A 24296-nucleotide genomic window follows, 5' to 3' on the forward strand; every position below is an offset into this window, starting at 1 on the left:
CTGGAACGAAGCCCTTGCTTAAGGTTATGCGGGCTGAGTTTCATCGCGAGCCGTGGCAGCCAACTCTTCGCCCACCAGCTGTAGCTGATACATCTGGTAGTAGCGGCCCTGCTGTGCCAACAGTTGCTGATGGTTGCCCTGCTCCACGGCATGACCGCGATGCAGTACCAGAATAGAGTCGGCATCCACAATGGTTGAAAGGCGATGGGCGATCACCACCAGCGTCGTCTGCTCGCGGATCAACCGTAAGGCACGCTGGATCGCCTGCTCGGTGCCAGAGTCGATGTTTGCGGTCGCTTCATCCAGGATCAGGATCTGCGGTGCCTGGACCAGCACGCGCGCCAAGGCCAACAGTTGCTTCTGTCCTACGGACAGGTTATTCCCCTGCTCCCCCAGGCGCGTATGGATGCCCTGTGGGAAGCTACGTACCAGTTCCCCCAGTTGCACCGTTTCCAGCGCCTGCCAGACTGCCTCTTCACCGATAGAGCGACCAAGCGTGACGTTCGCCAGCACCGATTCCGCCATCACCACCGGATCTTGCTGCACCATGGCAATACCTTGGCGCAGGGTACGGTGCGAAAGCGTGGACAACGGGCGACCATCCAGACGAATTTCCCCTTCGCTCAGCGGGTAATAACCCATCAACAGGTTAGCCAAGGTGCTCTTTCCGCTGCCGGTATGCCCCACCAGGGCAACAAAACCCCGTGACGGCACCTGCAAAGAGATATGCTGCAGCACTTTTTTATCACTGCGGTAGGCAAAACTCAGGTCGCTGATATCGATACGGCCACTCGCCAACGGCCTATCGTCACTGCCATAGCTCTGCTGGCTGCGATCCATCAGCTCGAAAATACGCTCACCGGCCACCACGGCCTGCTGCAATATCGATTGCTGGGCAGTCAGCTCAATCAACGGTTCGTTCAACCGGCCAAGATAGTTGATGAAGGCATACAGCACCCCCACGCCAATCGCGCCCTCACCGCTGAAACCAAACAGCATCAACAGACCGCATAGTACCAGGGCAGAGAACAGGCTAAGCAGCGGCCGTAACAGGAAACCATCCAGCCGCAGTGTCTGCATCCGGGCGGTATAATGCGAGCGGCTGGCCGCACTCATGCGCTCACCAAAGCGGATCTGCTGGCGGAACTGCTGGATCACTCCCATGCCGCTGATCACTTCGTTGAAGCCGTCGTTGATATCCGCCAGGTAGCTACGCATCCGCCGCACGATTGGCGTGCTGTAGTATTGATAGATCCCCATCACCACCAGCACCGCCGGGAAGATGCAGATCGCCACCAGCGCCATGCGCCAGTCCAGGCTGAACATCGCCACCAGCATCGCCCCGATCAGCGCCGCACTTTTCAGTACCGTGGACACCACCATCACATACAGATCTTTGATCACTTCGGTATCGTTGGTGACTCGCGAGATCAATTGCCCGACAGGCTGGGTATCAAAGGCACTCAGCGGTTGGCGCAAGGCCGCGTCCATCACGTCGGTACGCAACCGCTGTACCACCCCAACCGCTACCCGATTAAACAGGATGGCCTGGAAATAGTGCAACGCCGCAGCGAGCAGTTCCAGCAGGATATAAGCCGCTGCCAGGGAGCTGACAATCATCAGCGGCAGCTGCCCTTTGGCAACATAGTTATCAATAAAGTAGCCGATCAGAATTGGCCCGGCGACTTCCGCCGCCGCCGCTACCCACAACATCAATACCGCCAACCCCAGAGGTTTACGATAAGGCGAGCCATAGGCCAGCAAACGTTTCAGCGTTGGCCATATAGTTTGTATTTTACTCATCGGCCAAACCCTCCTCGGTGCTATCAGGAGCCTCATCCAACGCCGCTTCCAGTTGCTGATAGCGATACATGTCGCGATACCAGCCAGGCTCTGTAGCCAATTGCCCATGCTGTCCGCGCTGTACCACCGAGCCGTGTTGCATTACCAGAATTTCGCTGGCTTCCGTCAGGGCCGAAAGGCGGTGTGCGCTGATGATCACCGTGCGGTTTTGCCCCCAACTGCGCAGATTATGCAGGATCTGGTGTTCGGTGCGCCCATCCACCGCCGAGAGGGCATCGTCGAGGATCAGAATTTCCGCCCCCAGCAGTAGCGCTCGCGCGATGGAAATACGCTGTTTCTGACCACCAGAAAGCATCACGCCGCGCTCACCCACCTCGGTCTCGTAACCCTGAGGTAAACGCAGAATATCTTCATGCACGCTGGCCAGGCGCGCTGCCTGTTCAATCTGTTCCTGAGTGGCCGCCGGGTTGCCCAAGGCAATATTATTGGCCACGCTATCGGAGAACAGGAACGGCGTCTGGCTAACGACCGACAGGCGTGAACGCCACTCGTCGAGCTTGATCTGGGTGAGCAGCAAGCCGTGATAGCTGATATGGCCGTCATCAATATCAAACTGGCGCTGGATCAACGAAAGCAGCGTCGATTTACCCGAACCTGTCGGCCCACACAGCCCCAGCATTTGTCCCGGCTGAAGCTGCAACGCCACGTCATGCAGCGCAGGTTTGTTGGTTTGCGGATAATGGAACGCATTGATTTCCACGCTTAGGCAGCCGCGCCCATCGGGTAGCTCAAGTTCACCATCCTTCACGGCCGGTGCCTCTTCCAGCAGGCTGCGGATACGGCTATAGGCGGCACTGCCGCGCTCGACGATGTTGAACATCCAGGCCAGTGCCAGCATCGGCCAAATCATCAGGCCAAGGTACATGACAAAGCTGGTCAGTTGGCCCAGCGTGAGGGAACCGTTAACCACCATCCAGCTACCGCCGCCGATCGCCAGCAGGTTGGCCGCACCGATAGCGATGTAAATCGTTGGATCAAAGCGCGCATCAACTCGCGCCACGTGCATATTCTTCGCGCCGGTTTGCGCTGCCACTTCGGCAAACTGGTTGGACTGATGATCCTCCAGGCCAAAAGCCTTGATCATACGGATGCTGGTCATGCTCTCCTGTGCCTGATCGTTAAGGCTGGAAAACGCGGCCTGCGCCGACTTGAAACGCTGGTGCAACTGATCGCCATAGTATTTGATGACGATCGCCATGATCGGCATCGGGATCAGGGAAAGCAGGGTCAATTGCCAACTGATCTGGGTACTCATCACAATCAGCACCGCCAGCCCCATGACCAAAGAGTCCACCAGCGTCAGCACGCCTTCACCGGCGGCAAACACTACGCGGTCAACATCATTGGTCGCTCTGGCCATCAGATCGCCGGTTCGGTGGCGCAAATAGAAAGCCGGGTTCTGACGGCTGAGTTGACGATAGAAGTTTTCCCGCAGTTCTACGGCCAGCTGGTAGGAAGCGCCAAACAACAGCACTCGCCACACATAGCGCAGCAGATAAACCACAATGGCGGTGCCAAGCATCAACCCCAGCCAGGCCATCAGCACCTTGTTGGACATCTGATCCTTGGTGACGCCATCGACAATGATGCCAACCAGCTTAGGCGGTAGCAGTTGCAGTATGGCAATGGCAATCAGTAGCACCACCGCCCCGAGGTAGCGACGCCACTCGCGGCGAAAATACCAGCCGATTTGAGCAAAGAGTCTCACGCAGTTTTATTCCAGACAGTATCCGACAAATTAGCGGCCGCAACCCTGCAACCTTAACATTCAACAGTAGAGTGACGATTTCACTCTGGCACGGGTAGCGCCGTGGTGTATTTGATTTTTTCCATCGCGAAGCTGGAAGTGACATCAATCAGTCCCGGCACGCCGGTCACCAGGCGCTTATAGAAATTGTCATAGCTTTTCATGTCCGCCACCTCGACCTGCATCAGGTAATCATACTCCCCCGCCATACGGTAAAACGCCAACACTTCCGGCATCTGCGCGGTGAGAGCGACAAATTTTTGATACCACTCGCTGCTGTGTTGCTGGGTTTTTATCAGCACAAACGCCGTCAGGCCAAGCCCAAGCTTTTCATTATCCAGCAGCGCGACGCGCGCGCGAATGTAACCTTCATCTTCCAGCCTTTTCAGCCGTTTCCAGCAGGGCGTTGAGGTCAGATTCACCGCTTCGGCCAGCACTTGCAGCGATTGCGTACAGTCCTGTTGCAGCATGCACAGCAGTTTACGGTCAGTTTTATCCAACATAAGGGGGGTTCATAGAAAATATTTCTCCCATTAGGCGATTAAACAGGAAAAATGGCAATCCTTTTTTCTCGCTGAACCGCTATGCTACACCTCAAACATCCCTGCTGAATTTCAAGCTACAGCTTGCAAAGCGGCAAGTTTAAGCCCCCTATTTTGAGGCCAGATCATGACAAACGCTTGGGTAAAATATGCTATTGGTGAAATAGAAGCGGATTTCCAACGCTCCGCCGATACGCACTTGATCCGCTTGAACTTGCCGGAATTTCCTGGCATCTATCTTTACCTGAAAGATGAAAGCACCCACCCCACCGGTAGTCTGAAACACCGCCTGGCGCGTTCACTGTTCCTTTATGGGCTCTGTAACGGCTGGATCAACCAGAACACGCCGATTATTGAAGCCTCTTCGGGGAGCACGGCGGTATCTGAAGCCTATTTTGCCCGCCTGCTCGGCCTGCCGTTTATCGCGGTGATGCCTTCCTGTACGGCTAAACGTAAGGTGGAGCAAATCGCCTTTTACGGAGGCCGCAGCCATTTTGTCGATCATGCGGCCCAGATTTATGCGGTGTCAGAGGAGTTGGCCAAAGAGCTGAACGGCCATTATATGGATCAGTTCACCTTTGCCGAACGCGCCACCGACTGGCGTGGTAACAACAACATCGCCGACAGCATTTTCCGCCAGATGGAGCGCGAACCGCACCCGGTTCCGAAACACATCGTGATGAGTGCTGGCACTGGCGGCACCTCAGCAACGCTGGGGCGCTATATTCGCTATCAAGGTCATGATACACAGCTCACCGTGGTCGATCCGGAAAACTCGGTGTTCTACGACTGCTTCCATCATGGCGATCGCACCATCATCGGTAGCTGTGGCAGCCGTATCGAAGGTATTGGCCGCCCACGCGCCGAACCGTCGTTTATCCCTTCGGTGATCGATAACATGCTGCGCGTGCCCGATGCCGCCAGTATCGCTACTATTTATTGGTTGGAAAATATTCTTGGCCGCAAGGTAGGAGCCTCCACCGGCACCAACGTCTGGGGAGCACTGCAACTGGCCAGACAGATGCGGGAAAAAGGCGAGCAAGGTGCCATCGTCACTCTGCTATGCGACAGCGGCGAGCGCTATCTGGATACCTATTACAGCAGCGACTGGGTCAGCAACCATATCGGCGATCTGACGCCTTATCGCACTCAGTTGACCAAGCTTTAAGTGAATAAATATCCCCAATGGATTTCAAGTTGTAGCTAGGCGGCAAGGACACTCATCCCCAGGAGCTTACTTTTGTAAGTGACTGGGGTGAGGGTACGCAGCCAACAACGCTACAACTTGAAAGACGAAGGGGGAAAAAAAAGCCGGGTAGTCATACCCGGCCGGCTGTAATGCTAATACCTCAGAATTCGGGGGAATAGGTGAGGTGTGGTGAACGCAGCCAATGATGTAAATAGTGAGCCACCGCCTGCTGTTCGCAGTGGCCGATAACCTGTAATTGGGGCAATGACGATTTCAACTGTGGCAAAGCATTGCCCATCACCACGCCATGCCCGACACCCGCCAGCATTTCCTTATCATTCATCGCATCGCCAAAGGCCATACAATCGGCCAACGTCAGCCCCAGATGGTGGCTCAACCTGTCCAATGCAGCGCCCTTGTTGCAGCCTTTTGGCAACACCTCGAGGCAATCATAGGCCGAGAAGCACAGGTCGGCACGGGTGCCAAAATGCTCACTCAACTGTGTCTGCAGTATGACCAGTTCTTCATGGGGGGCACAGAAACAGACCTTGCTGTTGCCAAACGCGGGCAGACGGCGCAAATCGGCGAGTTGGAAATGAAAGCCACTGAGATGATGTGCAGCCAGCATTTCCGGCACTGCGGTTTCGGTCAACCATCCCTCATCACGAAACACGTGCATGCTGGCAGAGGTACGCCAATGGGTATGCAACACCTCTTCGGCAATCTCCGCCGGTAAGTCGGTAGCATGCAGTTGCTGCCCTTGCTGGTCATAGACGCGAGTGCCGTTACCGGTGATCAGATAACCTTGTAAACCCAGTTGCGCCATGACCGGCTGGGCATCGAGGTAATGCCGCCCAGTGGCAAAGGTCACCACTATCTCCCTGTCGATAAGCTGCTTTAACACGCTCAGCGTTTCCGGCCCGACACGGTGATCGGGGGTCAGCAGGGTGCCATCCATATCGAAAGCGGCCAGGCGATACATAGGAACCTCGTAAATGTGAGCACAATGGCAATCACCGCAGTATGGGGTGGTATTTGCGGAAGTAATAGTGAACAATTGCCCCAAATGCTTCCTGATTTATCTTTCATCGCTTGCAACCCCTAGGATAACGCTATGCGCCTAGTTCATCGCCTCGGCCAGTATCAACGTTTGTACCACCAGCTAGGCAGCGCGCCGGTGGCGATCACCATCGGTGAATTAGCTGCGATCTTCTGTTGCAGCGAGCGACATGCACGCACCCTGGTGCAGCAGTTGCAGCAACAAGGTTGGCTAAGTTGGCACTCACAGGCCGGGAGGGGGAAACGCGCACAGTTGCAATGCCTGAAAACCCCCGATGAACTACGGGCCGCTCATCTTCAACGTTTACTGCAACTGGGCGATCACCAGGGAGCCCTGGAAATGGCGCAGTTGGCGCCACAGCATCTGCAAGAATTGCTGAGCCCCCACCTCGGCGGGCAATGGCAGGAAGGCAGCCCTACGCTGCGTATCCCTTATTACCGCACGTTGGAAAAGCTCGATCCGTTGACGCTAAGCGGCCGCGCGGAACAGCATCTGGTCGCCACCGTTTATGCCGGTTTGACACGCTTCAATACCGGTTGCCCAGAACCGCAGCCCGATCTGGCCCATCACTGGCAGGTTAGCGAAGACGGCCTGCGTTGGCAGTTCTTTCTGCGCAATCAGCTGCGATGGCATAACGGCGAGACCTTGACGGCCCAACAGCTATTGCAGACTCTCAATACCCTGCGCCAGCACCCTCGTAGCCAGCCATTATTGAGCAGCGTGGCGGCAATCAGCCTGCCGCATACGCTATGCGTCCAGTTCGATCTGCAAATACCCGACTATTGGCTGGCACACCGGCTGGCAGAACTGCCCTGCCTGATGACCCATCCAGAGTTACCGACCCTCGGCGCAGGTCCCTTTAAGCTGGCACTAAACGAGCCGCATATGGTGCGACTGGAACTGCATCCTTACTACCACCTGCAACATCCTTATCTGGAAAGCATCGAATACTGGATCACGCCAGAGTTGCCAACCCGCAGTACCGACACCAGTTGCCAGCACCCGGTACGCATCACCATCGGCCAGCAGGAAGAGCTGGCACAGGCACGGCCGGTACAACGCAGTATGAGCCAAGGGTGGTGCTACCTGGCAATTAACCAGCGCCGTGGCGTGCTGAGTGAGACCCAAGGGCAAAAGCTGCTGATGCTGATCCAGCGCTCCGGGCTGCTGGCCAGTTTGCCCATCCAGCAGGGCGTGATCATGCCAAGCCATGAAATGCTGCCGGGCTGGGCGATCCCTGAGCATGATGTCAGAGAGGATGTTGAGCTCCCCCCTCGGTTGACGCTGCTGTACCATCCACCGATCGAACTAGAAAGCGTGACTCAGGCTTTGCAACAATTGCTGGCGGAGCATGGCTGCCAATTAGCGATCCGCTATTATTCCGGCAAACGTTGGCAAAGTACCGAGCAGATAGCCCAAGCCGATCTGCTGCTGGCCGATAACCTGATTGGTGAAGCCCCGGAAGCGACGTTAGAAAGCTGGCTACGTCGCGATTTGCTGTGGCAAGGGATCTTGCGAGAAGAGGATTGGCAACACCAGCAGCGTATCCTGCAGCAGATCCAGCAGTGCCCTGTACCACTGCAACGCTACAGCCAGTTAAAAGCGTATTATCAACAGTTGATGGAAGCCGCCATCCTGACGCCACTATTCAACTATCAGTACCAGGTGAGCGCACCTCCTCGCATTCATGGCGTAATGCTCACCGCCTACGGCTGGTTTGATTTTTGCCAGGCGTGGCTGCCACCGCCGCTGGATGAGTAGGTTGCCCTACGCTGCAGGAAGCATTTCTGATAGCATCCCCGCAGTATGAGTATGTAGCCCTCAGGCCATCAGCGCTTAAGCCTGGTGGAAAGGGCATAAACCGGCCGCCCGAATGTGCATCGGGAATGGCTCCTAGCCAGAAGGTAGATTGTATGAAACGCGCAGTCGTCGTTTTTAGCGGTGGACAAGACTCCACGACCTGCTTGATCCAGGCATTGCAACAGTATGATGAAGTTCACTGCATCACGTTCGATTACGGCCAGCGCCATCGCGCCGAAATCGAGGTGGCCCAGGCCCTATGCCAAACCCTGGGGGCCAAGGCGCACAAGGTTTTGGACGTTGGGTTGCTCAATGAGCTGGCCATCAGCAGCCTGACTCGCGATAACATTCCAGTTCCCGCCTACGACAGCACGCAGACCGATGCCTTGCCAAGCACCTTTGTGCCGGGGCGCAACATCCTGTTCCTCACCCTGGCGGCGATTTATGCCTACCAGGTGGAAGCCGAAGCCGTGATCACCGGCGTGTGCGAGACGGATTTCTCGGGCTATCCGGATTGCCGCGACGAGTTTGTCAAGGCCCTGAATCAGGCCATCGTGCTGGGGATTGCACGTGATATTCGCTTTGAAACCCCACTGATGTGGCTCAACAAGGCCGAGACCTGGGCGCTGGCGGACTATTACCAGCAGTTGGAACGCATCCGCCATGAGACGCTCACCTGTTATAACGGCGTTCAAGGCGACGGTTGTGGTGAATGTGCGGCCTGCCATCTGCGCGCCAACGGGTTGCAACAGTATCAGCAGGACAAGGTCGGCGTGATGGCCAGCCTGAAGCGGAAAACCGGCTTGGTTTAAGCCAATTCATGGGCGGCTGCAATGCCGCTCAATAAGTCAGATTAAGCTATCGTTGGGTCCCCTCACCCCAACCCTCTCCCACAGGGAGAGGGAGCTGGTACGCCGCTGTCATCTAGGCAAGAGTCACCCCCGTCCATGAGTTGATACGGTGTTGTCATCCAGGCAAGAGCCATCCCTTCCATGAGTTGATACGGTGTTGCCATCCAGGCAAGAGCCATCCCTTCCATGAGTTGATACGGTGTTGCCATCCAGGCAAGAGTCACCCCTTCCATGAGTTGATACGGTGTTGTCATCCAGGCAAGAGCCATCCCGTCCATGAGTTGATACGGTGTTGTCATCCAGGCAAGAGCCATCCCGTCCATGAGATGATACGGTGTTGCCATCCAGGCAAGAGTCACCCCTTACATGAGTTGATACGGTGTTGTCATCAGGTACTGAGATATACCTGTAGCACCGACCCTTTCATTTACCGATGGGCAGGTCGTGAGAGAAATAACCACAGGCACGTTCGGTCCCCTCTCCTTGTGGGAGAGGGCTAGGGTGAGGGGCCATGACAAGCACGATGCTTAATCAGACCTCAGCATCTTTCTGCTGTAGTGCCACCAGGTGTTCACGCAGTTCACCTTCAATCGGCAGTGCCCGCTGGGTTTTCAAATCGATACAGACAAAGGTCAGCGTCGCGTCCGCGACCACTGCCCCTTCTGGTTCCAGCAATACCTGCTGACTCAGCACGCCGCTCTTGCCATTGAGTTGCAGCATCTGGCTATCGATACGCAACTTATCCCCCAATACGGCGGGCTTACGATAATTGATATTGATGTTCACCACGATAAACGCGATGTTGTTTTGCGTCATCCAGTGGAAAGCATCCAGATCCTCCAGCCACTCCCAGCGTGCTTCCTCCAGGAATTCCAGATACCGGGCATTATTAACGTGTTGATAGACATCAAGATGATAGCCACGAACTTTGATATAAGTCTGCATAGTGAAACAACCGCTCCTGCTCTGGTGATGGCGAATTAATACCGGCATACCCGTTCAGTGATATCCCTCCTTGCAGGCCGCACGCTTGTACCATCGGGCTTGGGCAAAGAGTTGGCGATGGATGACTGGTATGACCTGTAAAATGTAGCAGAGCAGCGCGGCTGCGAGAGCACTTTGCCACACAGCCGCGAGCGGGATCACATTTTCAGTCGATCACGATTTCTTTCCACCAAGGAGGGTCCGATCCCCGGCACCTCCTGTAGCTGGTCTATTTCGCTAAACGGCCCGTTCTGTTCGCGGTAGCGCACTATGGCCTCCGCCTTTTTCAGCCCTACGCCGTTCAACACGCTGGCTAGTGCCTCTGCATCTGCCTGGTTTATGCTGACCTTGGCTTCACTCTCGCTTTGCGCTTCAGGGCTGACCTTAGGCGACACCGCTGCGGCCTGTGGTTGCCCCTGAGAGGGTTTATCTGCGGCAATAGCCGAGTTCCCTATCAGGCCAAACAGCGCCGCCACCAAGAGTAGCTGGCGAATAACGGTAAAACGGACAATGGTTTTATTTTCGCTAAATTGCATGCTGTATCCTCCTTGTGTTTGACAGCTTGGTTACCTTGCCGCAGCGGCGGAGGATCGGCAAATGGCAGAGTTTAAATGTGGAAAAGGCCGCGAAAGCGGCCTTTGAGTCTTTCAAGCTGTTGCAAAAAAATGCGGTGCGAATCCCCGTCGTCTTTCAAGCTGCAGCGTTGTTACCTGCACTTGCTCACCCCAGTCACTGACGAAAAGTAAGCTCCTGGGGATGAACAAGCTTGTCGCCTAGCTGCAACTTGAAATCCATAGGGGACAAGTTACGGCTGTTGCTGCTCAGCGGCACCCATTTTGATCTTGGCTTCTTTGCGCAGGTTAGTCAGCAAGGTATCGAAGGTCACGCTAGCGCTTCCCTTCTCCATGTTGCTGACGAAGGTTTTCATTTCGTCTGCTGGCAGCGTGCCTGGCTTAACGCTATCGAGGGCGATCAACACCACGTTCCCTTGAGCATCCTGCGACATGCCGTAAACCACTTTACCGGTTTCCGGGTGCGGCAATGCGAATACGGCTTCCACCAGTTGGCTGTCTTCCGGGGCGCGTGCCATTTTCTGTACGCTGCCGAAGCTCAGACCAGCGGCTTTCATCGCCTCATCGCCTTTACCCTGCTTCAACTCAACCAGCAGTTTTTCACCCTGCAGCTTGGCTTCTTGCAGTGCCTTGTTGTGTTTGACCATCGCGGTTACGCGATCTTTCACCTTGTCGAAAGGTTCAATCCCTTCCGGCTGATGGGCCACAATACGAACAACAAACGCACGGTCACCGTCAACGGTGATGACGTCAGAGTTGCTGCCTGGTGCGCCGTTCTCGCCAATCAGCGAACCATCGAAGATAGCCTGCACGACCGGCTTGAAGTTCAACGCAGCAGGAACCGTGTCACGGGTAAACCATTCGGTGTCAGCCGCCTTGATACCCGCAGCTTCTTCTGCTGAGGCCAGGGACTCGTTATCGCTGGTCGCCGCCTCGCTGACTTTCTGCTGCAGCGCATAGTAGGCATCTACCGCTTTTTCCTGCTTGATCTGCTTGGCGAGAGCATCGTGCACTTCGCTCAATGGCTTCACCAGCGCTGGCTTGATATCGTCCAGGCGCACGATCAGGTAACCCACTGAAGACTTCACTACGCCAGAAAGTTGGCCTTTCTCGGTCAGGTTAGCCTGTTTCAGTTCGTCAGCCGTGGTGTTTGGCTCCATCCAGTCCATTTCGCCACCGGTACGGCGCGAGATGATGTCGGTGGACTTCTCTTTCGCCAAGGCAGAGAAATCGCCACCGTTTTTCAGCTCTTCCAATACCGCTTTGGCGTCCGCTTCGGTTTTCAGCTGGATCACGCTGTATTTTTTGCGTTCCGGCTGGCCAAAACTGCTCTGGTGCCCATCGTAATAGGCGCTGATATCCGCTTCGGTAACGGTCACTTTATCTTGCAATGCCGCAGCATCCAGCGGGATAAAGCTCACTTTCACCTTCTCTGGCGCGATGAAGCTGTTTTTGTTCTGCTCGAAGAAGGCCTTCAGCTCTTCGTCGGTGACGGTTTGCTTGGCCATCATGGCATTGAGATCGATCGTCGCCAGACGCACGGCGCGCTCTTGCAGTACCAGGGCAACCATCGACTGTGCTTCGCTTGGCGGAACGATATCGGAACCGCCGAAGCCCTGGATCATCTGCTGGTTGATTAAGCGCTGGCGTGTGTATTGCGCATATTGATCTGCGCTAAAGCCCGAGCGGGTAATCAGGTCGAGATATTTGACATTGTCGAACTTGCCGTCCGTCTGGAAATAGGCTTCCTGACGGATGGCATCTTTCACCTGATCGTCACTGGCACTCAGGCCCAGCGTCTTCGCGTACTGGTCCAGCAGCGACTTGTCGATCAGTTGAGACAACACCTGCTGGCGCATCTGCTGCATATAGCCTTCGTTGCCAGCCATGGCTGAGAAACGGTCGCCCAGTTCCTGCTGCATACGGCTACGTTCACTCTGGAAAGCCTGTTCCAGCTGGGCGCGTTCGATCACCTGGCCATTTACTTTCGCAGCGTAATCGCCGGCACTTCCCTGATAGCTGACTACTCCAGTCAAAAGAAATGACAAGATAATCAGCCCCAGGATGATTTTTAGCACGACGTGGTTAGCAGCCGCGCGTAAATTGTCCATCATAGTGTGACAACACTCCGCTGTGATGTGGATTAACAACCCTTGTGCAGGCGCGTTCCCTGCGACAAAAATAAAAAAAGCGCATCAACCTGATGCGCCTTATATCTTACCTTACCAATACCGCTGCGTCAGGTGATTGTTTACCGGCGACGCGATGCGATTAAACGCCGTAATCAGTTTACTGCGTCTTTCAGGGCTTTCCCTGCACGGAAAGCCGGAACTTTGGCTGCCGCAATTTTGATCTCTTTACCCGTTTGCGGGTTACGGCCGGTACGAGCTGAACGCTCACGCACGGTGAAAGAACCGAAACCAACCAGAGCCACGTCATCCCCTTCTTTCAAGGAATCGGTAACGGAAGCAATAATTGCGTCCAACGCACGCCCTGCTGCCGCTTTAGAAATATCAGCACCCGCGGCAATTTTGTCGATCAGTTGTGACTTATTCACTCTATCATCCCCTCTAGAATTCAAAACGTCGCACCGAAAAAATCACTACGGTTACGACAGCGCAGCTGTTATATCAATCCCGTCGGGCCTTGGCAAGCCACCAAACGGCGGCAAAACGCGAGCCGACAGGGATCTAACTTAGCGGCACAAAAAAATACTGGCAAGTCCGAATTGGCTTGCCAGCATAAGTTTTATCAATGGTTTTTGCTATACGTCACTATTTTACCGCTACCGGCTGTGCGCCGAAGGCCGGATTGACCAGTGCAATGTTCAAAACTTCATCGATTCGCTGTACCGGATGGATCTCCAGATCGGCAATGACGTTGTCCGGGATCTCTTCCAAATCGCGCTTGTTCTCGTAAGGGATCAGCACGGTTTTGATACCACCACGATGCGCCGCCAGCAGCTTCTCTTTCAGGCCACCAATCGGCAACACATGACCACGTAAGGTGATCTCACCGGTCATCGCCACATCGGCGCGCACCGGGTTGCCTGTCAGGCAGGAAACCAGCGCGGTACACATGGCAATACCGGCGCTTGGGCCGTCTTTCGGCGTCGCCCCTTCCGGCACGTGGACGTGGATATCACGTTTTTCATAGAAATCGGCGTTAATGCCCAACTTCTCTGCACGTGCACGTACCACGGTCAACGCAGCCTGGATCGACTCCTGCATCACCTCACCCAGAGAACCGGTGTAGGTCAGCTTGCCTTTGCCCGGTACGCAGGCGGTTTCAATGGTCAGCAGATCGCCGCCCACTTCCGTCCATGCCAGCCCGGTTACCTGGCCTACGCGGTTTTCGGTGTCTGCACGGCCATAGTCAACACGCTGAACGCCCAGGTAGTCCTTGAGGTTCTCACCGTTGATCTCGATGTGCTTGAGCTTCTTGTCCATCAGCAGCGACTTGACCGCTTTACGGCACAGCTTGGAAATTTCACGCTCCAGGCTACGTACCCCGGCTTCGCGGGTGTAATAACGGATAATGCCGATAATGGCGCTATCATCCACCGTCAATTCGCCTTTCTTCAACGCGTTGCGCTCAAGCTGCTTTGGCAACAGGTGCTGTTTGGCGATGTTCAGCTTTTCGTCTTCGGTGTAGCCGGAAAGACGGATCACTTCCATACGGTCCAGCAGTGGTGCCGGGATGTTCATTGAGTTCGAGGTCGCCACGAACATCACGTCGGACAGATCGTAATCCACTTCCAGATAGTGATCGTTAAACGCCACGTTCTGTTCTGGATCCAGCACTTCCAGCAGGGCTGAAGCCGGATCGCCACGCATGTCGGATGACATCTTGTCGATCTCGTCGAGCAGGAACAGCGGGTTTTTCACCCCAACCTTGGCCATTTTCTGGATCAGTTTACCCGGCATGGAGCCGATGTAAGTCCGGCGGTGACCGCGAATCTCCGCTTCGTCACGTACGCCGCCCAGCGCCATACGGACATATTGGCGGCCGGTCGCACGAGCGATCGACTGCCCCAACGAGGTTTTACCCACGCCAGGAGGCCCTACCAGGCACAGGATTGGGCCCTTGATTTTGCTGACGCGGCTCTGCACTGCAAGATACTCAAGGATGCGGTCTTTGACGCGCTCCAGGCCGTAGTGATCGGTATCAAGCACTTCCTGCGCCTTGAGCAGGTCTTTTTTCACCTTGCTGCGCGCATTCCACGGCACCTGGATCATCCAGTCGATATAGCCACGCACTACGGTTGCTTCCGCAGACATCGGCGACATCATTTTCAGCTTTTGCAGTTCCGCTTCGGTTTTCTCACGCGCTTCTTTCGGCATTTTGGCCGCTTCGATCTTGCGCTTCAACGCCTCGTGTTCATCCGGCGTGTCGTCCATCTCGCCCAGTTCTTTCTGAATCGCCTTCATCTGCTCATTCAGATAGTACTCGCGCTGGCTCTTTTCCATCTGTTTCTTGACGCGGTTACGAATGCGCTTCTCAACCTGCAGCAGGTCGATCTCCGACTCCATCATCGCCATCAGGTACTCAAGACGCTCGGTGATATCGAACATCTCCAGCACCGACTGCTTGTCGCTGAGCTTCAGCGGCATATGCGCGGCGATGGTATCTGCCAGGCGTGCAGCGTCGTCGATGCTGTTTAATGACGTCAGCACCTCCGGTGGAATTTTTTTGTTCAGTTTGATGTAGCCTTCAAACTGATTGATCGCCGTGCGCACCAGGACTTCCTGCTCACGCTCGTCGATAGCCGGTGATTCAAGATATTCAGCCTGGGCAGCGAAATGTTCACCGCTGTCGGAGAGCGTGGTAATACGCGCACGCTGCAAACCTTCGACCAGCACCTTGACCGTGCCGTCCGGCAGTTTCAGCATCTGTAAAATCGAGGCAACGGTACCGACCGAGAACAGATCGTTAATGCCAGGTTCATCCGTTGAGGCCTCTTTCTGCGCCACCAGCATGATCTTTTTATCGTGATCCATTGCGGCTTCGAGGCACCGAATCGATTTTTCCCGGCCAACAAACAACGGGATCACCATGTGCGGATAAACCACCACGTCGCGCAATGGCAACACGGGGATTTCAATGCGTTCGGAACGCTCAGGGTTCATAGAGCTCTCTCTTAGTTTAATTTCCGCCAGGATTTAGGGGGATCTCATGAGACGCCAGCATCAAACGTTTCACAAAATCTGGATTATGAGTATATGGGGATGAATCTCTGACATTCAACGGTAACAATGTAGAGAAAAAGAAAAGGGGGATAAAATCCCCCTTTTACGATTAACTTTCTGGTTTGACTGGCTAATTATTCGCCAGAAGCCTGCGCTTCCGGCTTGCCGTAAATCAATAACGGCTTGGATTGGCCAGCGATCACCGATTCGTCGATCACCACTTTATCTACGCTCTCGAGCGACGGCAGATCGTACATGGTGTCCAACAGCGCGCCTTCTACAATCGAACGCAAGCCACGGGCACCTGTCTTACGCGTCATGGCCTTCTTGGCGATGGCGTTCAGGGCTTCCTCGCGGAATTCCAGATCGACCCCTTCCAGATTGAACAACGCCTGATACTGCTTGGTCAGGGCGTTTTTCGGCTCTTTCAGGATCTGGATCAGCGCTTCTTCGCTCAGTTCGCTGAGGGTGGCAACCACTGGCAGACGACCGATGAATTCCGGGATCAGGCCAAATTTGATCAAGTCTTCCGGCTCTGCCTGCAACAGCAGTTCGCCTTCGGTGGCTTTTTCAGATTCACCCTTCACCGTGGCACCAAAACCGATACCGGAACCGGTGTTAACGCGCTGGCCAATCACCTTATCCAGGCCGGCAAACGCACCACCACAGATAAACAGGATCTTGGAGGTGTCCACCTGCAGGAACTCCTGCTGCGGATGTTTACGCCCACCCTGTGGTGGAACCGCCGCAATCGTGCCTTCGATCAGCTTCAGCAACGCCTGCTGCACGCCTTCGCCCGAAACGTCACGGGTGATGGACGGGTTGTCTGACTTACGTGAAATCTTGTCAATTTCATCGATATAGACGATACCGCGCTGGGCTTTCTGCACGTCGTAGTCGCATTTCTGCAACAGTTTCTGGATGATGTTTTCCACGTCCTCACCCACGTAACCGGCTTCGGTCAACGTCGTGGCATCGGCCATGGTGAAAGGCACATCCAGGAAACGTGCCAGCGTTTCTGCCAGCAAGGTTTTGCCGCTACCGGTTGGGCCGATCAGCAAAATATTGCTTTTGCCCAGTTCGATGCCATTGCTGGTATCGCCGTTACGCAGGCGTTTGTAGTGGTTGTAGACCGCCACAGCCAGAACTTTTTTCGCCTGCTCCTGACCGATAACATAATCGTCCAGGTGGTGACGTATTTCGTGCGGTGTCGGCAATGAGCTACGCTCGCGATGCGGCGCAACTTCTTTAATCTCTTCGCGAATAATGTCGTTACACAGATCAACACATTCATCGCAGATATACACTGACGGACCGGCAATCAGCTTACGCACTTCATGCTGGCTTTTGCCGCAGAAAGAGCAGTACAGCAACTTACCTGAACCGTCTTTGCGCTTATCTGTCATGAGTCAAACCTCTTCTTTTGTCTTTGTCCCGCACCATTACGCGGCGACAATGCGCCCAAACTTTATACCGGGAACGCCGATAACGCTGTTTAAAGCGAGCCAGGCCCGCTCTGAATACTATAGCCTATCGGCCCGCAAGCCGCGCTGTACCCATAACCTTTCAGGCAACTGGTACGCACTACAGCTTGCGACCCTTCGGGTATGGTTTTAGCTGCGGTGCGTCAGAATGCTGTCGACCAGACCGTATTCTACCGCGTCTTGCGCAGTCATGAAGCGGTCACGTTCGGTATCACGTTCGATCTGCTCCAGCGATTGGCCGGTATGCTGCGCCATCAACTCATTCATGCGAGCCTTCACCTTCAGGATCTCACGCGCATGGATTTCAATATCCGTTGCCTGGCCCTGGTAGCCACCCAGCGGCTGGTGGATCATCACTCTGGAGTTTGGCAGGCAGAAACGCTTGCCCTTGGTGCCTGCCGTCAGCAGGAACGACCCCATGGAACACGCCTGCCCCATACAGATGGTGCTGACGTCCGGCTTGATAAACTGCATGGTGTCATAGATTGACATGCCAGCCGTGATCACGCCGCCCGGTGAGTTGATATACAGGAAAATATCTTTTTCCGGGCTTTCTGCCTCGAGGAACAACATCTGCGCCACGATCAGATTAGCCATATGATCTTCAACCTGGCCGGTCAGGAAGATAATGCGCTCTTTCAGCAGGCGGGAATAAATATCGTAAGAACGCTCCCCGCGCGAAGTCTGCTCTACCACCATCGGCACCAGTGCCATGTTAGGTGCAAATTGGTCTCGTTCGCCACTGTATGACATTACCGTCTCCTAATAGAAATTGCCTTGGCGCCATTGTCTGTCGATTCTACTTGAGAACGGCCATCATGACTACGTTCAAGCCATCGACAGGCTCCACACTGATTTGACGGCGCTATCATTCCGCCTGGCGGATAAAGCGGCCCATACTGTTGTAGGAATTGGGGGTCACAGAGCGAATTTCAAGCCCGGTGAACAATTTCACCAGCATCCCTGTGTGGCAGGCAAGGTCACAACCACTGGCCTTCCGCTACCGCCATTCATCCTCGACCCAATAAATATAGTGCATATTGCCACAGTTAAGCCGAGATTAATCAGTCACGTGGCAAAAGAAAAGCCCGCAACCAAAGTTACGGGCCTTGTAAGGAACTCCCTGCTACGGCAATGGACCTGCCATCAGGTTGATCCTGGCATCAACCAGCATTACGCTTGTTGAGTCTGGTTCATCAGCTCGCTGAAGGTAGTGGCTTTTTCAGTCACTTTCGCTTTAGCCAGCAGGGCTTCTACCGCTTGTTCTTCCAGAGCAACGTTACGCATGTTGTTCATCAGCTCTTTGTTTTTGCTGTAGAACTCAACAACTTCGCTCGGATCTTCGTAGGCGGAAGCCATTTCTTCGATCAGGGTCTTAACGCGAGCTTCATCGGCTTTCAGATCGTTGGTGCTGATCACTTCGCCCAACAGCAGGCCGACCACAACGCGACGTTTGGCTTGCTCTTCGAACAGTTCGCGCGGCAGTTCCAACGCTTGCTTCTCGTTGCCACCAAAACGCTGTGCAGCCTGACGACGCAGAACGTCGACTTCGCCGTCGATCAGTGCCGCTGGCACGTCGATTTCGTTAGCGTTGACCAGACCGTCGATAGCCTGAGTCTTGATGCGGTTACGCACGGCGCCTTTCAGTTCGCGCTCCATGTTTTTACGCACTTCGGTACGCAGACCGGCGAGAGAACCATCAGCCACGCCGAAACGCTTGATGAACTCTTCGGTCAGCTCTGGCAGTTCGCGCTGTTCAACTTTCTTCAGCACGATAGCGAACTTGGCCGCTTTCCCTTTCAGGTTTTCTGCGTGGTAATCTTCTGGGAAGTTGACGTCGATGGTGAACTCTTCACCGGCTTTGTGACCCACCAGACCTTCTTCAAAGCCAGGGATCATGCGGCCCTGGCCCATAGCCAGAACGAAATCGACAGCTTTACCGCCTTCAAACTCTTCACCGTCGATAGAGCCGGTGAAATCAACGGTCACGCGGTCTTCAGCAGTGGCTGCGCCGTCGGCGTCTTTCCAGGTCGCCTGCTGCTTACGCAGGGTTTCCAGCATGGTATCAACATCGGCGTCGTTAACTTCAACCACAGGTTTTTCAACCTCGATGCTTTCCAGGCCTTTCAGCTCAACTTCTGGATAGACTTCGAATTCCACGGTGAAAGCGAAATCTTCGCCTTCTTTATACTCGCCCGGTACGTAGTTTGGCGCACCGGCCGGGTTGATTTTCTCTTTGATGATCGCGTCAACAAAGTTGCGCTGCATCAGATCGCCCAGCACGTCCTGACGGACGGAGGCGCCATAACGCTGTTCGACGATGTTCATCGGCACTTTGCCTTTACGGAAACCGTCGATACGTACGCTTTTAGCTGCGTTGATCAGCTCTTTCTTTACTGCCTGATTGATAACATCAGCGGGTACAGTAATAGAGAGACGGCGCCCAAGGCCTTGAGTGGTTTCTACTGAAACTTGCATCTTGTTACCTCAAAAAAATCACAGTGCTCGGTCAACTCCGTTCCAAGAACCAGGACGGCTACATTAAAAACCGAGTTCCCTGATGTCGAGAGCGTTCCGAAACCATTCCGGAAAAAATAGACGCGACATTATAGCGGCGCAAGCGTAGCTAGTCGAGGATGGCAAGGCGGCACTGGCGCGTTAAAAATCACACTTTTGCCGATTTTACGCCCAAATACCTGGCTGCCGTAGCCATCAAAGCTGCAAAAACCTTCGGCTTTGTCGTCATCAAAAACAGCAACGGCCCGCAGGCCGTTGCAAAATTCGTCAGTAGTAATACCTTAAATACGGGTAAAAGTTCCACTGATACCGTAAATTTTAGGTTTTAGGCTAATGTGCCAGCCCCGCGACAGGGGGGCGAAGCGGGAACCGTATCCTGCAACGCTTCCCATTCCTTCAGGGTATAAGTATGTAATGCCAGGGCGTGTACGCCATCTTCCAGTTCCTGCGCCAACACGCCATAAATGGCGCGATGCCGGGTCAGGAAACGTTCGCCGACAAAGCGATCACTCACCAACACCACCTTGAAATGACTTTCGGACCCAGCAGGAACATTATGTCGATAGCTCTCATCTGTCACGTCCAGATACGCGGGTTCAAACGCCGCCCTTAACTTTGCTTCTATTTGCTCGCGGATCATAGGATCTCCTTCCAACACCGGCAGACTACCAGGCTCTACTTTAATATTAGTCGGTTTTGCCCCCATCAGAACATGGCTTCTCGTAAATCCCATGACACAATGCTGAAAAATGCATCAAAAAAAGCCGGTCGGTTGAGGTTTATCCGATTGAGCCGCTCGAAAAAGCCTGTTTTTATCCTGGTTGAGGAAAAATTTACGTCATGGCCACCTTCAATACTTCCCCCCGTTGTTGGCAATGCTATGATGGCGGCAATTTATCGTTGACTCTAGCGCTTTGATTATCAAGCACCCACAACCCTGCCCGCGGGCTTGAACAGCACCGGGTATAAAACCACGATTGATGAGACAGTCATAATGTTAAAAAAACTTTGTCTTCCACTGCTGGCTGCACTGTTGCTGGCTGGCTGTGCTACCACCACCAATACGCTGAACGTGACTCCGAAGATCGTGTTGCCTCAGCAGGATCCAACCCTGCAAGGGATCACCATCAGCATTAACGGTGCCGATCAACGCCCAGATCAGGCGCTGGCCAAAGTGAACCGTGACGGCCAACTGATCACCCTGACCCCATCGCGCGATCTGCGCTTCCTGCTGCAAGAAGTGCTGGAAAAACAGATGGGCGCACGTGGCTATATGATTGGGCCATCGGGTGCGGTTGATTTGCAGATCGTGGTGAATACGCTGTTTGCCGACGTTTCCCAAGGAAACCTACGCTACAACATCACCACCAAAGCCGATATTTCAATCATCGCGCAGGCCAAAAACGGCAACAAGCAGGTGAAGAACTACCGTTCTACCTATAACGTACAGGGAGCCTTCACCGCCAGCAATGACAAAATCACCGATGCGGTCAACACCGTGCTGGGTGACGTCATCGCCGATATGGCTCAGGACACCAGCGTCAACGACTTTATCAAGCAAAACGCACGTTAATCAGGCAATGCGTTGCCTGTACCTCCAGGCAACGCAGACCAGGATCTCATGTCGAAACAGTATCTGAATATTTTTACCCAGCGTAATTCCGTCATCCTGTTGGTGTTGGGTTTTGCCTCGGGGCTGCCGTTGGCATTGACCTCCGGCACGCTGCAAGCCTGGATGACCGTCGAAGGGCTCGATCTGAAAACCATTGGCATCTTCTCGCTGGTAGGTCAGGCCTATGTGTTCAAGTTCCTCTGGTCACCGTTTATGGATCGCTACACACCCCCGTTCCTTGGGCGGCGGCGTGGCTGGTTGTTGATCAGCCAGTTACTGCTGGTAGCGGCCATCGTGGCAATGGGGTTTATGAATCCTTCACAGCATCTGTGGTGGCTGGCCTCGCTGGCGGTGGTGGTGGCATTCTGTTCCGCCTCACAGGATATTGTTTTTGACGCCTACAAGACCGATCTGCTGGCGGCCGAAGAACGCGGTGCCGGGGCAGCGGTGTCGGTGCTGGGTTATCGCCTGGCGATGCTGGTCTCCGGCGGGCTGGCCCTGTGGTTGGCCGATCGCTATTTCGGCTGGCAGGCGACTTACTGGTTAATGGCCGGGCTGATGCTAATTGGCGTAGTCGCTACCTTGATGGCCCCGGAACCGGACGACAGCATTCCTGCGCCGCGTACCCTGGAGCTGGCGGTCGTCGCTCCGCTGCGTGACTTCTTCGCCCGTAACAATGCCTGGCTGATCCTGTTGCTGATCGTGATGTATAAGATGGGTGACGCCTTTGCCGGGAGTTTGAGCACCACCTTTCTGATCCGCGGCGTCGGCTTCGATGCTGGCGAGGTCGGCCTGGTGAATAAAACGCTCGGTCTGTTTGCCACCATTGTCGGGGCCCTGTTCGGCGGCGTCCTGATGCAGCGTCTCAGCCTGTTCCGGGCGTTGATGCTGTTCGGCATTCTGCAGGCGGTGTCCAACATCGGTTACTGGCTGTTGGCGATCACCGATAAAAACATCCTCACGATGGGCAGTGCCATTTTCCTGGAAAACCTGTGTGGCGGCATGGGCACCGCAGCCTTTGTCGCCCTGCTGATGACTCTGTGCAACAAGTCCTTCTCCGCCACCCAGTTTGCCCTGCTCTCGGCACTCTCCGCCGTTGGCCGTGTTTACGTCGGGCCAATTGCCGGTTGGTTCGTGACCGCCCACGGCTGGCCACTGTTTTATCTGTTCTCCATCGCGGCTGCGGTTCCTGGCCTGCTGCTGCTGTTAATCTGCCGTCAGACGCTGGAGTACACGCAACGTACCGACAACTTTATGCCACGTACGGAGTTTCGTGCCGCCTATCGCTGGGCACTGCGTCTGCTGGGCGTCGGTTGCTCACTGCTAGGTATATGGCTGCTGCTGCTGATCGCCAACGCACTGGATTGGACCCACTGGCCCAACCTCGCCGTGCAGCTGCTGCAAACCGGTGCCATGCTGAGCCTGGTGGGGATTATCATGGGCAGCCTGTTGGACTACCTGGCGTTACGCAGAACACAATTAGCGTGATTTTTTGTCGGCCGATAAAATTCGGCCAACAAAAAAGCATCAGAAAAACGAACTTATTTCGTTAAAAATTTTATATTTTCGCCAAAGTTATTTTTTTACCCGAGTAAAACACTCAGAAATAGAATTTAATTCACCTGGATAAAACAAAAAATTCACATTAAATAAACCTTTTTGTGCCTATTCAAGCATCGCCCCCACTGACGGCATACCCTGACATCACCTTGATTTTCCATGACATAGCATCCTCCCGGAACGATTCAGCTCGCCAACATATTGTTGCCATTAGTAAATTGTCACCTAAGGTTACATGTGTGACCCCCTTAACAGAAAGTGTCAACAAGCCGCTGACACTCTCTTAAGTATGTTTACAGTACTGCAACCTTCCCGTAAAATGCCCGCACACATGAAACGACAATATAGAGCCTTGGTAATTGGGGTCGTTAGATGAGACTTAAGAAATACAATAAAAGTATTGGGATGTTATCCTTAATTGTCGCCGCCGTTATGCTAAGCGGTTGCGATATGGTGTTGATGGATCCCAAAGGAGCAATAGGTGTTGAGCAACGAAGACTGATCCTCACGGCAATCGGCTTGATGCTGATCGTTGTGGTACCAGTGATCTTCATGGCGTTTACCTTTGCCTGGAAGTATCGTGCTTCCAACAAAAGCGCCAAGTACAGTCCTAATTGGTCACACTCCAACAAGATTGAAGCGGTCGTCTGGACCATTCCAATCATTATCATCGCCATCCTTGGCACCATAACCTGGAAAACGACCCACGCGCTGGATCCATTCAAGCCGATTGTCACCGACAAAAAGCCAATGACCATCGAAGTGGTATCGTTAGACTGGAAGTGGCTGTTCATCTACCCAGAGCAGGGTATCGCGACCGTTAATGAGCTGGCTTTCCCGAAAGATGTTCCAGTCGAATTCAAAGTCACCTCTAACTCGGTAATGAACTCGTTCTTTATTCCTCAGTTAGGTGGGCAGATTTATGCGATGGCCGGGATGCAGACCAAACTGCACCTGATCGGCAACGAAGCAGGCAAATACGACGGTATTTCCAGCAGCTTCAGTGGCCGCGGGTTCTCCGGCATGAAATTCACCGCCATTGTCACCCCGACCGAAGGCGACTTCGATCAGTGGGTAGCCAAGGTGAAAGAATCGTCTAATACCCTTAACGCCACCAGCGATTTTAACAAACTGGCAGAGCCGAGTGAAAACAACCCGGTTGAGTACTTCTCCAGTGTCAAACCGAATTTGTTCAAAGAGACTATTGGCAAATTCATGGGTGATATGCACATGCACAAAGGCGCAGAAGCTTCCGCGCACCAGGGCATGGACATGAGCCAGGGTATGGACATGAGTGAACATGCTCACGCCGGAGCCGAGGAATAA

19 protein-coding genes are annotated in these 24296 nt (G+C 54.3%); 6 read left to right on the forward strand and 13 right to left on the reverse strand.

Annotation, left to right across the window (positions count from 1 at the left end; all coding sequences use genetic code 11):
• Window positions 1-24: 24 nt before the first annotated feature.
• The 3 genes from ABIE29_RS06215 to ABIE29_RS06225 all read right to left on the reverse strand — a co-directional run bounded on the left by ABIE29_RS06215 (window position 25) and on the right by ABIE29_RS06225 (window position 4113).
• Entirely contained in the window at window positions 25-1803 is a 1779-nt protein-coding gene (locus tag ABIE29_RS06215) for a SmdB family multidrug efflux ABC transporter permease/ATP-binding protein (protein ID WP_429617285.1), read from the reverse strand.
• Window positions 1796-3571, reverse strand: coding sequence for a SmdA family multidrug ABC transporter permease/ATP-binding protein (locus ABIE29_RS06220; protein ID WP_429617286.1), 1776 nt, complete (start codon window positions 3569-3571; stop codon window positions 1796-1798). The genes ABIE29_RS06215 and ABIE29_RS06220 overlap by 8 nt, the downstream gene beginning before the upstream one ends.
• Window positions 3572-3651: 80 nt before the next feature.
• The gene (locus ABIE29_RS06225; protein ID WP_429617287.1) at window positions 3652-4113 is read right to left on the reverse strand and encodes an Lrp/AsnC family transcriptional regulator; all 462 of its coding nucleotides are present in this window, start codon (window positions 4111-4113) and stop codon (window positions 3652-3654) included.
• A 166-nt stretch (window positions 4114-4279) separates the two neighbouring features.
• On the opposite strand from ABIE29_RS06225, the gene ABIE29_RS06230 reads away from it, so the two are divergent.
• Window positions 4280-5320, forward strand: coding sequence for a PLP-dependent cysteine synthase family protein (locus ABIE29_RS06230; RefSeq protein ID WP_429617288.1), 1041 nt, complete (start codon window positions 4280-4282; stop codon window positions 5318-5320).
• A 181-nt stretch (window positions 5321-5501) separates the two neighbouring features.
• Here ABIE29_RS06230 and cof read toward each other — a convergent pair whose 3' ends face one another.
• Window positions 5502-6323, reverse strand: a complete 822-nt coding sequence (cof, locus tag ABIE29_RS06235) for an HMP-PP phosphatase (RefSeq protein ID WP_429617289.1) — start codon at window positions 6321-6323, stop codon at window positions 5502-5504.
• A gap of 132 nt (window positions 6324-6455) precedes the next feature.
• On the opposite strand from cof, the gene ABIE29_RS06240 reads away from it, so the two are divergent.
• Both ABIE29_RS06240 and queC read left to right on the forward strand, forming a co-directional pair.
• A complete protein-coding gene (locus ABIE29_RS06240) occupies window positions 6456-8162 on the forward strand; it encodes an SgrR family transcriptional regulator (protein WP_429617290.1) in 1707 nt (568 codons plus the stop codon).
• Window positions 8163-8314: 152 nt separating this feature from the next.
• Entirely contained in the window at window positions 8315-9013 is a 699-nt protein-coding gene (queC, locus tag ABIE29_RS06245) for a 7-cyano-7-deazaguanine synthase QueC (RefSeq protein WP_429617291.1), read from the forward strand.
• A 570-nt stretch (window positions 9014-9583) separates the two neighbouring features.
• Here the strand turns inward: queC and ABIE29_RS06250 are convergent.
• From ABIE29_RS06250 to bolA, 9 genes are all read right to left on the reverse strand, one after another.
• A complete protein-coding gene (locus ABIE29_RS06250) occupies window positions 9584-9997 on the reverse strand; it encodes an acyl-CoA thioesterase (protein ID WP_429617292.1) in 414 nt (137 codons plus the stop codon).
• Between the two features lie 197 nt (window positions 9998-10194).
• A complete protein-coding gene (locus tag ABIE29_RS06255; protein WP_429617293.1) occupies window positions 10195-10572 on the reverse strand; it encodes a ComEA family DNA-binding protein in 378 nt (125 codons plus the stop codon).
• A gap of 269 nt (window positions 10573-10841) precedes the next feature.
• Window positions 10842-12722, reverse strand: coding sequence for a peptidylprolyl isomerase (gene ppiD / locus ABIE29_RS06260; RefSeq protein ID WP_429617294.1), 1881 nt, complete (start codon window positions 12720-12722; stop codon window positions 10842-10844).
• A gap of 170 nt (window positions 12723-12892) precedes the next feature.
• Window positions 12893-13165, reverse strand: coding sequence for a nucleoid-associated protein HU-beta (gene hupB, locus ABIE29_RS06265; protein WP_004954599.1), 273 nt, complete (start codon window positions 13163-13165; stop codon window positions 12893-12895).
• Window positions 13166-13382: 217 nt separating this feature from the next.
• A complete protein-coding gene (lon, locus tag ABIE29_RS06270) occupies window positions 13383-15737 on the reverse strand; it encodes an endopeptidase La (RefSeq protein ID WP_021805482.1) in 2355 nt (784 codons plus the stop codon).
• Between the two features lie 194 nt (window positions 15738-15931).
• Window positions 15932-17203, reverse strand: a complete 1272-nt coding sequence (gene clpX, locus ABIE29_RS06275) for an ATP-dependent protease ATP-binding subunit ClpX (protein WP_248944682.1) — start codon at window positions 17201-17203, stop codon at window positions 15932-15934.
• A 207-nt stretch (window positions 17204-17410) separates the two neighbouring features.
• Entirely contained in the window at window positions 17411-18034 is a 624-nt protein-coding gene (gene clpP, locus ABIE29_RS06280) for an ATP-dependent Clp endopeptidase proteolytic subunit ClpP (RefSeq protein WP_429617295.1), read from the reverse strand.
• Between the two features lie 420 nt (window positions 18035-18454).
• Window positions 18455-19759: a trigger factor gene (gene tig, locus ABIE29_RS06285; protein WP_429617296.1), complete on the reverse strand. Its 1305-nt coding sequence runs from the start codon at window positions 19757-19759 to the stop codon at window positions 18455-18457.
• A gap of 364 nt (window positions 19760-20123) precedes the next feature.
• Window positions 20124-20438: a transcriptional regulator BolA gene (gene bolA / locus ABIE29_RS06290; protein WP_429617297.1), complete on the reverse strand. Its 315-nt coding sequence runs from the start codon at window positions 20436-20438 to the stop codon at window positions 20124-20126.
• A 354-nt stretch (window positions 20439-20792) separates the two neighbouring features.
• Between bolA and ABIE29_RS06295 the strand changes: the two genes are divergently transcribed.
• The 3 genes from ABIE29_RS06295 to cyoA all read left to right on the forward strand — a co-directional run bounded on the left by ABIE29_RS06295 (window position 20793) and on the right by cyoA (window position 24296).
• Window positions 20793-21371 (forward strand): lipoprotein, encoded by a 579-nt coding sequence (locus ABIE29_RS06295; protein WP_429617298.1) that lies wholly within the window; start codon window positions 20793-20795, stop codon window positions 21369-21371.
• Window positions 21372-21419: 48 nt separating this feature from the next.
• Window positions 21420-22898, forward strand: a complete 1479-nt coding sequence (ampG, locus tag ABIE29_RS06300; protein ID WP_429617299.1) for a muropeptide MFS transporter AmpG — start codon at window positions 21420-21422, stop codon at window positions 22896-22898.
• Window positions 22899-23342: 444 nt separating this feature from the next.
• Window positions 23343-24296, forward strand: coding sequence for a cytochrome o ubiquinol oxidase subunit II (gene cyoA, locus ABIE29_RS06305; RefSeq protein WP_429617300.1), 954 nt, complete (start codon window positions 23343-23345; stop codon window positions 24294-24296).

The sequence above is a fragment of the Serratia sp. 2723 genome, assembly GCF_050434425.1.
In the GTDB taxonomy this organism is placed as follows: Bacteria; Pseudomonadota; Gammaproteobacteria; order Enterobacterales; family Enterobacteriaceae; genus Chania.